This is a genomic window from Myceligenerans salitolerans, from assembly GCF_017349295.1.
Lineage (GTDB): Bacteria > Actinomycetota > Actinomycetes > Actinomycetales > Cellulomonadaceae > Myceligenerans > Myceligenerans salitolerans.
In genome coordinates, this window is the sequence record NZ_JAFMPK010000011.1 from 1 (window position 1) to 14614 (window position 14614).

General features: G+C 68.7%; 16 protein-coding genes. 11 read left to right on the forward strand and 5 right to left on the reverse strand.

Translation table 11 applies throughout. The features are described 5' to 3' along the window. From J0911_RS01400 to J0911_RS01410, 3 genes are all read left to right on the forward strand, one after another. Positions 1-442: beta-galactosidase trimerization domain-containing protein (locus J0911_RS01400; RefSeq protein ID WP_207273615.1), on the forward strand; the 442-nt coding region annotated here is incomplete at its 5' end. Positions 443-688: 246 nt separating this feature from the next. Continuing rightward, positions 689-1369 (forward strand): glycosyltransferase, encoded by a 681-nt coding sequence (locus J0911_RS01405; protein WP_307864856.1) that lies wholly within the window; start codon positions 689-691, stop codon positions 1367-1369. Positions 1370-1444: 75 nt separating this feature from the next. Further along, on the forward strand, positions 1445-2329 hold the full coding sequence (locus J0911_RS01410) for a hypothetical protein (protein WP_207273617.1): 885 nt from the start codon (positions 1445-1447) through the stop codon (positions 2327-2329). Positions 2330-2455: 126 nt separating this feature from the next. Here the strand turns inward: J0911_RS01410 and J0911_RS01415 are convergent, their stop codons facing one another. Further along, a complete protein-coding gene (locus J0911_RS01415) occupies positions 2456-5014 on the reverse strand; it encodes an ATP-dependent Clp protease ATP-binding subunit (protein WP_207273618.1) in 2559 nt (852 codons plus the stop codon). A gap of 278 nt (positions 5015-5292) precedes the next feature. Between J0911_RS01415 and J0911_RS01420 the strand changes: the two genes are divergently transcribed. After that, positions 5293-5910, forward strand: coding sequence for a hypothetical protein (locus J0911_RS01420; RefSeq protein ID WP_207273619.1), 618 nt, complete (start codon positions 5293-5295; stop codon positions 5908-5910). A gap of 8 nt (positions 5911-5918) precedes the next feature. Here J0911_RS01420 and def read toward each other — a convergent pair whose 3' ends face one another. Both def and J0911_RS01430 read right to left on the reverse strand, forming a co-directional pair. Continuing rightward, positions 5919-6602 (reverse strand): peptide deformylase, encoded by a 684-nt coding sequence (gene def, locus J0911_RS01425; RefSeq protein WP_207273620.1) that lies wholly within the window; start codon positions 6600-6602, stop codon positions 5919-5921. Between the two features lie 38 nt (positions 6603-6640). Continuing rightward, positions 6641-7966 (reverse strand): MFS transporter, encoded by a 1326-nt coding sequence (locus J0911_RS01430; protein WP_207273621.1) that lies wholly within the window; start codon positions 7964-7966, stop codon positions 6641-6643. Positions 7967-8036: 70 nt separating this feature from the next. On the opposite strand from J0911_RS01430, the gene J0911_RS01435 reads away from it, so the two are divergent. The 4 genes from J0911_RS01435 (at position 8037) to J0911_RS01450 (ending at position 11529) form a co-directional block, all read left to right on the forward strand. Then, positions 8037-9065: a GlxA family transcriptional regulator gene (locus tag J0911_RS01435; protein WP_207273622.1), complete on the forward strand. Its 1029-nt coding sequence runs from the start codon at positions 8037-8039 to the stop codon at positions 9063-9065. Positions 9066-9960: 895 nt separating this feature from the next. After that, complete coding sequence (locus J0911_RS01440; RefSeq protein WP_207273623.1) at positions 9961-10665, forward strand: hypothetical protein; 705 nt, start codon at positions 9961-9963, stop codon at positions 10663-10665. 274 nt (positions 10666-10939) lie between these two features. Further along, positions 10940-11212 carry a hypothetical protein gene (locus tag J0911_RS01445; protein ID WP_207273624.1) on the forward strand — a complete coding sequence of 91 codons (273 nt, stop codon included), beginning with the start codon at positions 10940-10942 and terminating at the stop codon, positions 11210-11212. Beyond that, positions 11209-11529, forward strand: coding sequence for a type II toxin-antitoxin system PemK/MazF family toxin (locus J0911_RS01450; protein ID WP_207273625.1), 321 nt, complete (start codon positions 11209-11211; stop codon positions 11527-11529). Before J0911_RS01445 ends, J0911_RS01450 begins: the two co-directional genes overlap by 4 nt. A gap of 66 nt (positions 11530-11595) precedes the next feature. Here the strand turns inward: J0911_RS01450 and J0911_RS01455 are convergent, their stop codons facing one another. Both J0911_RS01455 and J0911_RS01460 read right to left on the reverse strand, forming a co-directional pair. Further along, the gene (locus J0911_RS01455) at positions 11596-12252 is read right to left on the reverse strand and encodes a bifunctional 4-hydroxy-2-oxoglutarate aldolase/2-dehydro-3-deoxy-phosphogluconate aldolase (RefSeq protein WP_207273626.1); all 657 of its coding nucleotides are present in this window, start codon (positions 12250-12252) and stop codon (positions 11596-11598) included. Then, positions 12249-13157: a GntR family transcriptional regulator gene (locus J0911_RS01460; RefSeq protein WP_207273627.1), complete on the reverse strand. Its 909-nt coding sequence runs from the start codon at positions 13155-13157 to the stop codon at positions 12249-12251. The genes J0911_RS01455 and J0911_RS01460 overlap by 4 nt, the downstream gene beginning before the upstream one ends. A gap of 168 nt (positions 13158-13325) precedes the next feature. Between J0911_RS01460 and J0911_RS01465 the strand changes: the two genes are divergently transcribed. Genes J0911_RS01465 through J0911_RS01475 form a run of 3 tightly spaced genes read left to right on the forward strand, consistent with a single transcriptional unit; the run spans position 13326 to position 14538 of the window. Next, positions 13326-13739 (forward strand): plasmid replication, integration and excision activator, encoded by a 414-nt coding sequence (locus tag J0911_RS01465; protein WP_207273628.1) that lies wholly within the window; start codon positions 13326-13328, stop codon positions 13737-13739. Beyond that, positions 13739-14170: a hypothetical protein gene (locus tag J0911_RS01470; RefSeq protein ID WP_207273629.1), complete on the forward strand. Its 432-nt coding sequence runs from the start codon at positions 13739-13741 to the stop codon at positions 14168-14170. Before J0911_RS01465 ends, J0911_RS01470 begins: the two co-directional genes overlap by 1 nt. Further along, positions 14167-14538: a hypothetical protein gene (locus J0911_RS01475; RefSeq protein WP_207273630.1), complete on the forward strand. Its 372-nt coding sequence runs from the start codon at positions 14167-14169 to the stop codon at positions 14536-14538. The genes J0911_RS01470 and J0911_RS01475 overlap by 4 nt, the downstream gene beginning before the upstream one ends. Positions 14539-14614: the final 76 nt, after the last annotated feature.

Sequence of the window (14614 nt, forward strand, 5' to 3'; positions counted from 1 at the left end):
CGCGACGCTCGTCTTCGAGGTGATCGTGCCCGACGGGGCCGAGACCGTCGGCACCTACGGGACCGAGTTCTACGCCGGGGCGCCGGCCGTGACGCGGCACCGCTCGGACGGCGTCACCGGCGGTGAGGCCTGGTACGTCGGGACGGCGCTGGACGACGACGGCGTCGGCTGGGTCGTGCGCCGCGTGCTCGAACGGCACGGCCTCGTGGGTCCCTACGCGGCCTGGCGGGACGTCGAGCTGGCGGTCCGCGAGCAGGAGGGCGCGCGGTGGTCGTTCGTGCTCAACCACGGCACGGACGCGGTCGTGGTCCCGGCACACGCGTCGGGCGTCGACCTGCTGACGGGACGCCCGATCGCCAGGGGTGAGGAACTCGTGCTCTCCCCGACCGAGGTCGTCCTCCTGCGCGAGCACGAGGGCCACGGGAATGCGGCGGGAGCGTGATCGCGTTCGCGGGCGAACCAGGGTCGGCGCGAGCCGTGACGACGTCGCCGCCGGGGATTGATGACAGTTCGATCACGTGCGGTTCCATCTCGATAACGTGCCGCCGCTCGCCGGGCTTCGCATCGGCATATCGGGCTATCGTGCACGAACGTTGCGACTGAGGGGATGGTTCAGGGGGACATGACCGGGGAAGGGGACCGGCGGTCGACGTCGGACGTGAAATTCGGAAGCGGCCCGTTGGCACGCGTGACGAATGCCGTCTACTGGTATCTCGTGACGGGCGCACTGATGATCGTGGCGGCGCTCCCGGGCGCCCTACCGATCCAGTTCCTCGAGAGTTCGCCGGGCAACGCCCCGGTTCTCGCACTGTGCCTCGCGCCGCTCGCGCCGGCGTTCGCGGCCGGCCTGTTCGCGCTTCGTGACCGGAAGCGGGCCGACGCGCTGACACCGGCGCGGTCATTCCTGCGCGGCTACCGCCTGAACTGGGCGGACGCCCTGCGCATGGCGATCCCGGGGTTGGTCTTCGTGGCGATCGGTGGACTGGGGGCCGGTGTCGTCGGGGACGGAGGCGCTCTGGCCGGCGACGGTGTGAGCATCCTGGCAGCCGTGCCCGAGGTGTATCTGGGGATGCTGATCGTCATCGGGGCGGTCCTGGCCCTCTGGACGATGAACGCCATGGTCATCTCGGCCCTGTTCACCTTCCGCGTTCAGGACGTCGCTCGGCTCGCGACCTACTACCTGTTCGCGAGGTGGCGTGTCACGCTGGGCGGGCTGTCGCTCGTCGTACTGGGGGCGGCGATCCTGCTGCTGGCGGGGGACTTCGCGTTCGGTACGGTCGCGGTGCTCTGGACGGGCGCGGTGCTGCGCAACCACCGGGAGCTGACGCGGGACGTCGAAGCGAGATTCACGGCACCGGCGAGCGAGTAGAGGATCGAGCGGAAAGTTCCACCGGCCAGCACTCTCCGGATGTCGGTTCTTTACGAAATGTGACATCTTAGGCGTATGGCGCAGACGCAGGGGGTCGGCCTCACGTACCGCTATCTGCGGGTGGGGATCATCTCGATGGTGCTGGCGTTGTTCGCGGCGCTCGCCTTGCAGATCTCGGCGGACCGAGCTTCCGCGGGACCGGGCGAGGAGTGGTGGCTCGCCTCGATCAGCACCTACTTCTACACGCCGGTACAGAACGTCCTCGTCGGGGTGACGGTTGTGGTGGGACTCTGCCTCATCGCGATCAAGGGCCGTGACGGCGGGGAGGACGTGCTGCTGAACGTCGCCGGCATGATGGCTTTCCTGACGGGAGTGGTACCCACTCCGCTCCGGCCCGACGCGTGCGCCGGCGAGCCGTACTGCCTGGAGGTCCCCGAGCGCGTGGCGAACAACGTCGGGGCCCTGCTGATCGCGGGCCTCGCCGTGCTGGTGCTCGCGACCTGGCCTCGCCGCGGGGACCTGGTGCACCGCGACGGCTGGGACCTGTGGGGCACCTGGGCGATCTGGGTGGCCGTCGCCGGCTCTCATCTGGCGTGGCCGGCGGCGTTCCTGGGCTGGGCCCACTACGTCGGGGCGGTACTGCTGTTCCTGTGCCTGATCGCCGTCGCCTGGGTGAACGGCAGGGACGCCGCGGTGACGAGCGGCCCGGACGAGCGGACACGCGGCCTGAGCACGGGATCGTACCGCCGGACCTACCGGATCATCGCGGCCGCGATGCTGGCGGTGCTGGCCGCCGGCCTCGTGGCCCACTTCGGGTTCCAGGCATCGGGCCGCCTGCTTCCGCCGCAGGCCCTGTTCACGGTCGAGGCCCTGCTGCTGCTCCTCTTCGCGGTGTTCTGGGTGCTGCAGACGATCGAGTTCTGGGAGATCGGGCTCCCGGCCAAGGCGCGAGGCCGGTGATCACCTGAGATTCCGCGGTCGGGCGAGGCCGTACGTCGCAGGCCAGCTGCATCGCCCGGGCGCAGGGTGCGAGAAGGGGCGCCGAGGGTGTTCCCCGGCGCCCCTTCTCCACTGCTCAGCGTCGACTCACGCGCCCGCGATCATCTCGCCCGACGGCGGGAGGTCGCGCGGAGCCAGGCCGGCGCCTGCCGGCACCGACTGGGTCTCCGCCTCGACCGGCTTGCGACGGCGGCCGCGGGTCACGCCCTTGAACGTGAACTCGCCGAGGATGCCCTCGCCCTCGCCGTCGATCTGCACGGTCTGACCCGCCTTGAGCTCGCCGAACAGGATCTTCTCGGACAGCGTGTCCTCGATCTCCCGCTGGATCGCCCGCTTCAGCGGCCGTGCGCCGAGCACCGGGTCGTAGCCCTTCTCGGCGAGCAGCCTCTTGGCCGCCGGGGTGAGCTCGATGCCCATGTCCTTGTCGCGCAGGCGGTTGTCCAGCTTGGCGATCTCCAGGTCGACGATCTGGATGATCTCGTCCTGGGTGAGCTGCGGGAACACCACCGTGTCGTCGACACGGTTGAGGAACTCCGGCCGGAAGTGCTGCTTGAGCTCCTCGTTGACCTTGGCCTTCATGCGCTCGTACGAGGTGACCAGGTCGCCGCCGGCGTTGAAGCCGGTCTGCACGCCCTTGGCGATGTCCCGCGTACCGAGGTTCGTGGTCATGATGATGACGGTGTTCTTGAAGTCCACCACCCGGCCCTGCGAGTCGGTGAGACGTCCGTCCTCCAGCACCTGCAGCAGCGAGTTGAAGATGTCGGCGTGAGCCTTCTCCACCTCGTCGAACAGGACCACGGAGAACGGCCGGCGGCGCACCTTCTCGGTGAGCTGCCCGCCCTCGTCGTAGCCGACGTATCCCGGGGGCGAACCGAACAGCCGCGAGACCGTGTGCTTCTCCGAGAACTCCGACATGTCGAGCTGGATGAGCGCGTCCTCGTCCCCGAAGAGGAACTCGGCCAGGGCCTTGGCCAGCTCGGTCTTACCCACACCGGTGGGCCCGGCGAAGATGAAGGAACCACCCGGACGCTTCGGGTCCTTGAGGCCCGCCCGCGTCCTGCGGATGGCCTGCGACAGCGCCTTGATCGCGGTCTCCTGACCGACGACCCGCTTGTGCAGCTCCTCCTCCATCTTGAGCAGACGCGAGGACTCCTCCTCGTTGAGCTTCACCACCGGGATGCCCGTGGACATCGCCAGCACCTCGGCGATCAGCTCCTCGTCGACCTCCGCCACCGTGTCGAGATCGCCCGACTTCCAGGCCTTCTCCTTCTCGGCCCGGAGCTGGGTGAGCTGCTTTTCCTTGTCCCGGAGACCGGCGGCCTTCTCGAAGTCCTGGGCGTCGATCGCGGACTCCTTGTCCCGGCGGGCGTCGGCGATCTGCTCGTCGAGCTGCTTCAGCTCCGGCGGCGCCGTCATCCGGCGGATCCGCAGGCGCGCGCCGGCCTCGTCGATCAGGTCGATCGCCTTGTCCGGCAGGAAGCGGTCGTTGATGTACCGGTCCGCGAGAGTAGCGGCCGAGGCGAGCGCCTGGTCCGTGATGGACACGCGGTGGTGGGCCTCGTAGCGGTCCCGCAGGCCCTTGAGGATCTCGATCGCGTGCTCCAGGGACGGCTCGGCGACCTGGATCGGCTGGAAACGGCGCTCCAGGGCCGGGTCCTTCTCGACGTACTTGCGGTACTCGTCGAGCGTCGTCGCACCGATGGTCTGCAGTTCCCCGCGAGCGAGCATCGGCTTGAGGATCGACGCGGCGTCGATCGCGCCCTCGGCGGCACCCGCACCCACGAGGGTGTGGATCTCGTCGATGAACAGGATGATGTCGCCGCGCGTGCGGATCTCCTTGAGCACCTTCTTCAAGCGCTCCTCGAAGTCACCGCGGTAGCGCGAGCCCGCCACGAGCGCACCCAGGTCGAGCGTGTACAGCTGCTTGTCCTTGAGCGTCTCGGGCACGTCACCGCGCACGATGTCCTGTGCCAGCCCCTCGACGACCGCCGTCTTGCCGACGCCGGGCTCGCCGATCAGCACCGGGTTGTTCTTGGTACGGCGGGACAGCACCTGCATGACCCGCTCGATCTCCTGGGTCCGGCCGATCACCGGGTCCAGCTTGCCCTCGCGGCCGGCCTGGGTGAGGTTGCGCCCGAACTGGTCGAGCACGGCCGAGCCCGCGGGCTGGCCCTCCGTCGGCCCGCCGGCCGAGACCGGCTCCTTGCCCTGGTAACCGGACAGCAGCTGGATCACCTGCTGACGCACCTTGTTCAGGTCCGCACCCATCTTGGTCAGCACCTGGGCCGCCACGCCCTCGCCCTCACGGATGAGGCCGAGCAGGATGTGCTCGGTGCCGATGTAGTTGTGGCCGAGCTGCAGCGCCTCGCGCAGCGACAGCTCCAGCACCTTCTTCGCACGCGGCGTGAACGGGATATGACCGCTCGGGGCCTGCTGCCCCTCGCCGATGATCTCGGTGACCTGTGTACGGACACCGTCCAGGGAGATCCCCAGGGACTCGAGTGCCTTGGCCGCGACGCCCTCACCCTCGTGGATGAGGCCGAGGAGGATGTGCTCGGTTCCGATGTAGTTGTGGTTGAGCATCCTCGCCTCTTCCTGGGCGAGGACAACGACCCGGCGGGCCCTATCCGTAAATCTCTCGAACATGATCAGCTCCTCACACGGGCGGCGTTGCCGCGTCCCTGGGCGGGGACCCGGCGGACGACACAACCTGACTGCTGTCGACTCTATGTGCTCACAACGACACGACGGACCCACATGTGCCCATGTTCGCCAGGGGCGTGACGCCAAGGGGCAAAGACCTCGCCAAGCCGGGCCGACACGCCGTCGGGCCGCCCGGTCGACGGCGTGTCGACCACTGGGGATCGTTGACCGCTCGCCCGCGGCACGGCAGGCTCACCCCTAAGCCGATCCCTGGAGGAGCCATGCCGGACGACGCCGGCCGTACACCCGAGTGGGAGCAGATCGTCGCGCGCTTCGCGCGCTTCTCCGGTGTCGTCGGCGAGGTGCACGACCCCCTCACCTGGGGGCTGTACCTGGTCGACGAGGAGATCACCGGTGCCGCGGACCCGGCAGATCCCACGGAGGAACGTTTCGTCCGCGGCTACCGCACCGTGGCGGGTGAGGCTCTCGAGGTGGAGACGCTCCGCGTCGCCGCCCCTCGCGACCACATCGACGACATCGTGCGGGCGGCGTGCAGCGGCGCGCTGGCGGCTCCTCTGCACGCTGACATCGATCCGGACGCGACCGCCCAGGTCACCGACCCGGTCGACTTCGCCGAGGCGTACCAGGACTACCGCACGGCCATGCGCGCCATCGTGGCGGAGGTGGACCAGGTCCCGAGCGTGCCGCTCGAGTTCCTGGTCGACGGCTGCCCGCGTGGCGGCACCGCCGTGACAGTGCGCGACGTCACGGCGATCTACACGCCGACCACCGACCGGGCCCTCATCGTCACGGGCCCGGCCGGCCTGGTGGATCGCATCGACGTGGTGACCCGTCCGATCCGCAATCTCAAGCACGGCGAGGACGGCCCGCACTTCTGACGGAGCCGCTACCTGCCGCCGGCCGGCGACACCGGGTAGTCCGCGGGTTTCTTGCCCAGCTCGATCGCGATCTCGCGGCGCTGCGCCAGGACGTCGTCGCGCTCCTCGTCGCGCTGACGGAGGGCGTCCGCCTGCAGTTCGGGCGACAAGTGGTCCCAGTAGAGCGTCCCGTCGAGATGCTGCGTCTCGTGGATGAAGGCGCGTGCCAGGAAGCCGGTGCCGGTGAGCTGCACCGGAGCACCGTCGCGGTCCACGCCGCGTACGGTCGCCGCACCGGGACGCCGTAGCGGCTCGTAGGCGCCCGGGACGGACAGGCAGCCCTCGTCCTCCTCGATCGCCTCGACGTCCGCGTCCGTCTCGAGCTCGGCGTTGACGACATGACCCACGTGCCGGTCGCCCCGCGAGTCCGTCACGTCGTAGACGAACACCCGCAGGTCGGAACCCACCTGTGTGGCCGCGAGGCCGACGCCCTGGGCGACCTCCATCGTGGCGAACATGTCGTCGACCAGCCGGTTGAGCTCGGGTGTGGAGAACTCGGTCACCTTGCGGGTCGGGGTGTGCAGGACGGGCTCGCCGATCTCGGTGATCCGCAGCACGCGCCCCCGGCGCGCCTCGGGCGCCTGTGCCGGGTAGTCCTCGACCGGCTCACCGAGCAGATAGGTGACGGGCTTGCGCCGTCCGAAACTCCACATGGAGAACGAGCCTAGTCGGCCCGCGGCGCGGTTCCACGTCAGACGACGGCGGGTTCGCTCTCGGGCGCGCGGCGGATCACCAGGGACATGAGTGCCGCTCCCGCGCACAGCACTCCCGCGCCGTACCAGACGAGGTCGTAGGACCCCGTGATGTCGCGGACCAGGCCGCCCAGCCAGGTGACGACGCCCGCTCCGACCTGATGGGAGGCGAGCACCCAGCCGAACACCACCGGAGCCTCCTCGCCGTAGATCTCCCGGCACAGGGCGAGCGTGGGAGGCACGGTGGCGACCCAGTCCAGCCCGTAGAACACGATGAAGAGGACCATCGGCGGGTCGACCTGCGGCGCCATGAGCGTCGGCAGGAACAGGAGCGCGACACCGCGCAGCGTGTAGTACACCCCGAGCAGCACGCGGGGGGAGAAGCGGTCGGTGAGCCAGCCGGAGCCGATCGTCCCGATGATGTCGACGACGCCGATCACCGCCAGCAGGGAGGCGGCCACCGTGACGGGCATCCCGTGATCGTGCGCCGACGGCACGAAGTGGGTGCGTACCAGCCCGTTCGTCGTCGCACCGCAGATCGCGAACGCCCCGGCCAGCAGCCAGAAGACCGGGGTCCGCGCGGCCCGCACGAGGGCGGACACGGTGCGCCGGGCGACGCCGTGCCGGGGCGGGGGCTTCGGCACGAACTCGTCGCTCCCGTAGGGCGCGAGGCCGATGTCGGCCGGATGATCCCGCAGCAGGAGCAGGACCAGCGGCATGACCAGCGCACAGGCGAGCGCCACGACGATCGATGCGGCGCGCCAGCCCTGGTTCTCGACCATCCACGCCAGCAGCGGCAGGAACACGAGCTGGCCCGACGCCGTCGCGGCCGTCAGTACACCGCTGACCAGCCCGCGTCGCCGCACGAACCAGCGCTGGGTGATCGTCGCCGTGAACGCCAGGGCCAGGGCACCGCTGCCGAGACCCACCATCACTCCCCAGGCCAGGACGAAGTGCCATGGCTCCGTCATCCAGATCGTGGAGAACGCACCGAGCGCGATGACCGTGAGAGCCACCGCCACCACCGGCTGGATACCGAAGCGGTCCATGAGCGCCGCGGCGAACGGAGCCGTGACCCCGTACAGAACCAGCTGGATCGACAGACCCGCGCCGATCGTGGCACGTGACCAGCCGAGTTCGTGATTCAGGGGCTCGATCAGCAGGCCGGGTGCCGCCGCGAAGGCCGCCGCGCCCAGGATCGTGAGGAAGCTGACCAGCGCGACCCACCAGGCGGGGTGGATCCGCGGCGCGGGACGTGGAGATCGGGGTGGCCGGCCCGGCGGGTCCGGCTGCGCGGCCGGGGCCGGGGTGTCGGTCTGCGTCATGGGTCAAGCCTCGGGCGGCCCCTTCCGGCGAACCAGTGGCCCGATGGTCGAGTATCGATAGGATTCGGCCATGGTGGTGCGACAGCTTCCCCGTCCTCACGAGGCCGTCCCCGGGGCCTCCCTCCCCCGCCCGCATCGTGTCGCGGTGCTGATCACCGATGGCTTCATCCCCTTCGAGTTGGGTATCCCCCATCGCATCTTCGGCATCGCGCGCACTCCGGACGGTCACGAGCCGCTGTACGAGGTCCTCACGTGCACGACCCGGGAGCCACGGGCCGTGCGCTCGGACTCGGACGTGACCGTGCTCGTGGACCACGGGCCGGACGCGCTCGAGTCCGCCGACACCGTCGTCGTCCCCGCAGTGCGGGAACACGGCACGGCGTTCACGAACGGGGTCACGGACCCCGACATGGCGGAGGCGCTGGGCCGGATCCGGCCGGGTACCCGGATCGTGTCGATCTGCACCGGGGCGTTCCAGCTCGCGGGGGTGGGACTGCTCGACGGCCGGCCCGCGACCACCCACTGGTACTACACGGACCTCATGCGACGGCTGCATCCCGAGGTCCGGGTGAACCCCGACGTGCTGTACGTCGACGACGGCGATGTGCTCACGTCCGCGGGCGTCGCCGCCGGGATCGATCTGTGCCTGCATCTGCTCCGCCGGGACCATGGGACGGGCGTCGCGCACGACGTCGCGCGGCGCACGGTGGTGCCGCCCCACCGCGACGGCGGGCAGGCGCAGTACGTCGAACGGCCCGTGCCCGACGACGGCGGGCCCGGTACCGCCCCGGCACGCACCTGGGCCATGGACCATCTCGACGAGCCGATCACGCTCGCCGGAATGGCTGCACGTTCGGCGATGTCGGTCCGCACCTTCACACGCAGGTTCCGCGAGGAGACGGGCGAAAGCCCCGGGCAGTGGCTCGCTCGCCGGCGCGTCGAGCTGGCCCGGCGGCTGCTGGAGGACACCGACCTCGGGGTGGAGCAGGTCGCCGCCCGCTGCGGTTTCGGCACCGCCCAGTCCCTGCGCGCCCACCTCCAGACCACGCTCGGTGTGACCCCGACGCAGTACCGCCGCACCTTCCGCCCGGCGTCCTGAGCCCCCCACCCCCGAGACCCGGGCCCGCACCGGCGCGCCGCGTCGGGAGCACCACGAGGGCCCGGGCGGACGTCGACGAGAACGACGAAGCCCCCGACGTCGGGTGACATCGGGGGCTTGACATGGGCTTTCGCCCTCGGAGCCGCCTGACAGAATCGAACTGTCGACCTGTTCATTACGAGCACCCTTCCGGGCCCGGCTTCCCCGCTACCTCGCGAGATGTCGCGTGCATGCGATGCGCTCGATCCACCGTGCCGCGCTGCGGGGGTGCGCGGGGGGTGCGCAAATTCGGTCGCTCGCCGTGCGGGTCTGTGACCCTGCCATGCTCCTGCTTCGGGGTCCCTGGTCCTCCGTCATCCGTCGGCGCGGGGCGCGTCTCGGACATCGGTTCTGCCGGCAGCACAACCCGTCCCGCCCATCGTGGCAGACGGCGGTTTCACGGGGAACTTGGCGGGACGGGTTGTGCTGCCGGCGGGTTCGGTGTCAGGGTCCCGGTGAAGCCGATGGATGACGGAGGGCCAGGGACGCCGCGGTTCCCTCGATCCTCTTGATTCCCGAGGTGCCCGCCGGAGGCATCAGCAGTGAAGGGCGACTCTTGCCAGTGGTGGCGGGGTCGCCCTTCGTCATGTTCTGGTGCAGCTGGCCGCCGGGTGCGCGGAGGGGTGCGCGCAGGGCGCGGAGCGCCCGGAGCGCGGGCCCCCGCAGCGCGGGCCCCGGCGGCTGCGCGCCGGAGGCGCGCCTTGAGCCAGTAAGGAAAGTTCTCACACGGTCGCTAGCCTCATCCCATGACTCGATCTTTCGTGCCATCGGTGCCACTGTGAGTACGAAGCGACCCCGAGTTGCGGGGGCCCCAAGACGCAAGGGACCGGTGTCGCCGCCGAGTACGAGTTCCTCAATGTCCCGGTCCGACTGGATAGCCATGGCTGCGCTTATTCCCGTCGCTATCGCGGTGGTCCAAGTCGCCGCCTTCTCATATGGACGCCCATCCGTAATGGCCCTCATTCTGAGGAGCGAAGGGGCACTGAACCTCGTCGGCGCCTCTATTGTGCAGACAGCTCCGACCTTCATGGCGATTTTCCTAGGCGGCTACCTAACTATCCCAGAACTTCGAAAACAACTTAAGGGGGTATTGAGCGGGAAACCTTGGATATTCCCTGTAGTAGTGCTGTTTTCCACACTGGCCTTAACGGCTATCTCGTGGTTGAATCTTGCCTACGCACTCACCGTGCTTCTCATGGTCATCATCCTCTACCAGATTTTTCGAGGAGCGCTGTGGGTAAATCGCACCGGATATCCTGGATTTATTCTCTGGCTTGGACGACTGAACCGGAGGCGGCCGGAAGTTCCGTACATAAAATGGCTGTTCGGAAAATTGGCTAAACATTATATTTCCAGGCACGCTAAAACGACCTCGCCCTCATCAGGCGCCCAGGCGACTATACCTGGCCCCTTAACCATGGCGTCCGTAGCACTTTTCGGAACCTTACCTGCCGTGATTATCTCTTCAGTTCAATTTCCGCTGGAGAGATCACATATTCGAATGGTTCAGGCGTGGCCGGCTACGTGGTTGATTCGAGCGAGTCCTGGACAACCGTCGTGACGCGAGAACGCGTAATCCAGATTGATCGCACAGAGGACATCAAGTCTAGGGAAGCCTGCAACAGGCTGGACACTTCGCTTGCTTGGATTTGGCTACAACCAGACGAGATGTGGGATGAATTCAGGTTGTTTCGTTCGCCAGGGGAATCTTCGTGCAACACATAGCGCACCAATGCCCCCTGGCTATGAAGATCACTTTCAAGAGAAGCCGATCGGACCGAGTCGACGGTGCCGCCCCCTGCGACGGGGGCACGGTGGGTGTTATGGTGGTGGCTATGACAGAGGGTATGACGACGGTGGCGGTGTCGACGAACACCCGCGACAGACTGCGGGCTACTCGCTTCGGCACGAGGCGACCCAAGAGCATGGAAGATGCGCTTGTCGCGCTCCTGGATGAGCACGAGCGCGCAGAGCTGCGTGCTGCGTTCGAGGAGATCGATCCGGACGAGTACCAGGCTGCTCAGGTTGAGGACGGGCTGGTGCCCGGGGTGACGGACTATGGCGTTGAGGACGCGATCCTGGATGCTCAGGAATCTGGGAAGCGGTGACCGTCTCGGCGGACGTCATCGCTCGTGGTGACGTCGTATGGCTGTCCATGGATCCGGTGGCGGGCCGAGAGCAGCAGGGGGACCGGCCGCATCTGGTCATTTCTCAGCAGTGGCAGCACTCGCGGACCAGGATCCTACTGTGCGTGCCAATGACGACGACCGAGAAGCCGTGGCGGACGCGGATCAAGGTCGGTGACGGGTGGGCGATCTGTGAGCAGCCCCGAAGCGTCTCGGTGGAACGGGTCCGGCGTCGCGAAAACACGCGGCACGACACCCGCGAGGTCCGGGCCCTGATCCGGGCCATGCTCGAAGACTGAGCGATCATATGCGGAGGGCTCCGGGAGGAAGGTTCTCCCGGAGCCCTCCGCGCTTGCCGTTCCGACCTAGACCGAGGCGACGCGCGCTAGCCACTCGCGCGCCGAGGCTCGAAGGGGGGCGAGGTCGCCGGTGGTGAGGCTGTCGCTGGTGAGGTCGGAGCCGATTCCGAGGGCGACGGCTCCGGCGTCGAGCCATGCGCGGGCGTCGTCGCGGGTGATGGTGCCGGTGGGCATGATCCCGGCGTCAGGCAGTGGCGCGCGGAGCTGTCGGAGGAACTTGGGGGTGTGGGAGCTCGCGGGGAAGAGCTTGACCACTTCGGCTCCGGCCTGTGTGGCGGCGTCGATCTCGGTCGGCGTGAAGACGCCGGGTACGACGTTGATGTCGCGTTGCCGTGCGTAGTCGATGACCGGGATGGACAGGCTCGGTGCGACGAGGAAGTGAGCCCCGGCGTCGAGTGCGCGGCGTGCGTCCGCCACGGTCCGAACGGTGCCGGCACCGATGTGGGCGGCGTTGCCGAGCCGGGCCGCGACCGCGGAGATCACGGACAGGATCTCAGGGTGGGCGATGGGGAACTCGAGAACGCGGATGCCCTCGTCCACGAGTGCTTCAGCACCGGCGGCGAGGTGATCGGCGTCGGGCCCGCGAAGGATCGCGACGAGTCGCGCGCTGCGGATCACCTCGGCGGTGCTCGGGCGGGCCGGTTCGGTCGCGCGCGCGTTCACGCCTCGCCCCCGATAGCGGCGAGCATCCTCGCTGCCTGGCTCTGGAGGGGTTCGCTCGATGCAGAGTTCTCGATGATGACGTGGTCCGCCGCTGGGCGGTAGTCAAGGTCGATGGCGGCGATGTAGTCCTCCCAGTTGGCCAGCTTCCCGGTGTCGCGGGCGGCTCCCCGCCGTTTGAGGTACGTGCGCATCGTGCTGGCGTCGCACTGGACCCACACAAGGGTGAGGCCGACGTCGGCGGCCTGGAGGCTGGTGCTGATGCGGTCGATCCAGGCGGCGTCGCGGAATTCGCGGATGAAGGGGGCTGAGGCCACCACGCCGCGGCTGACGTCGGCGTTCTCCTGGATCGTGGAGAGAAGCGCCTCGTACTCGTGCGGGCGGACGTGTTCCAGGTACGTCTCAGACTCCCGGTCGTGTGGCGGCTGTCCGAGTTCTTCGAGAAGCCTCTCGACGACGGGGCGCGTGATGGTGTCCTTGTCGACGATGGCGGAGCCGGTCAGGCGCGAGAGCACCCTGGCTAGCTCGGACTTGCCGGAACCGGCGTAGCCGCCGATCAGGAAGGTGTGCGGCCGGTTCGCGTCGCGTCGCACGGTCTGGGGAGTGACGCCGCTACGCACGATGCGGCGCGAGCGGGAGACGTTCTCGACCAGGCCCTCCTGTGCGAGCTGTTCCATCGCCTTGTTGATCGTCCACACGCTGACGCCCATCTGTTCGGCGAGTGCCCGGGTCGACGGCAGCGCTTCGCCGTCGCGGAGCCTGCCCGCCTCGATGTCGTTCCTGAGGATGCGCTCGACGCGGTCGAGCTTCTTGCCGCCGACGTCGTCGGCTCGGTACTGCGACATGTGACCCACCTCACATTGAGGGCTCTCAACTGGCTCGTTTCGGCCTAACAACTGGTCTGCCAACGATCATGCACCACCCCGAACGGGTGGCCAAGCTGCGTCCATGGTTGCCAAACAGTTGACAGGTTCTACAAGTCTACTGTTAGGTTTTCTTCCATCAGATCGGTGACCGAGGTCATAGACCTGGCTCACCCCGACGCGAAGGAGACAGCCATGGCGATGCCGAGGCGAATGAGCGTTCCGACGGAGGTCGTGTTCCCGGCGGGGGCGTACTTGAAGGGTGGTGTGGAGCCGGTGGCGGACTTCAACGCCCCTCAGCGTGAGGACGGGTCGCGTCCCCAGCAGATCGACAAGGAGACGGGCCTGCCGCTGTGGCAGGTGCTGGTGTTCGACTTCGACGAGGAGGCGGGCAAGAAGGACTCGGCGGTGACGGTGAAGATCGCCGCGCGGTACCAGCCCGTCCCACCGGAGAACAAGGGCCCGCTGCCGCTCACGGCGGTGGGGTTCGTCGGGCTGACGGCGCTGGCGTACATCGACGACAACGGGGCACGGCCCCGGATCGTGTGGTCGTTCAAGGCGGCCGACATCTGCGCGCCCGGTCAGGAGGCCGAGCGTGAGGCCGAGCTGAACAAGGCGGCAGCCTGATGCCCGGCGGCGACGCGATCACCTCCGGGGAGGCGGGCGCTGCGGTGTCCGCCCCCTCGGTGGCGGAGCTGCTGACCGTCGCGGCCGACGTGGCCGCGTGGGTCGAGGGTCGGGCCACGTACGTGACGGTCTCGACCCACACGAGCACGGTCGCCGTACACGTGGAGGCTCCGGGCGACGCGGAGCACCTGGCTCGCCTGCTCGGGCTCGGGCAGGTCTCCTACCACGACCCGCACGACCCGGATGCTCCCGGCTGTGTGGTCTGGTCCGAGGGCCGCTGGCCCGGCCTGCGGTTCGACGTGTTCTGCACCTCGACCGTCCTGGCCCGTCCCGTGCGGGCGTTCCCGGAGCGTGCGGCGGCGTTCGACGAGCCGATGCCGTTCCTGCTGGGCAAGAACCCGCGGAACCCGCGCAAGCAGGTGGCGGCATGACCCGCGCGGACACCCTCCAGGTCGCCGCAGGACTGCTGGATGAGGCGGCCGGGACGCTCGGGCAGGCACGCGACTGCTTCGCCGTGGTCGGCCTACCGGGCTCTGGTGCGGAGGCTGACCGGCTGGCCCGTGAGGTCGCCGACCTGAGCCAGGTCACCGCTCAGGCAGCCGATACGGCGCGGGCTGCTGAGCCTCCACGTCTGCGGATCGTCCCGCCCGATGCTCCGGGCCGCATCTACGGGCAGGGCTATGACGGCTCGTGGTTCGACGAGCGCACCGAGGCCGACCGGCGCGCGGCCTTCAACCGCACCGACAACCGCAACACCAACGACGGCAAGCAGAACGACGACGGGAAGGGGCAGGACTGATGTTCGGACTGGCACGCAAGGACAAGGGAGCCGCGGAGGCTTACGCGGCGATGCGCGCGCTGGAGGCCGCTTCGGA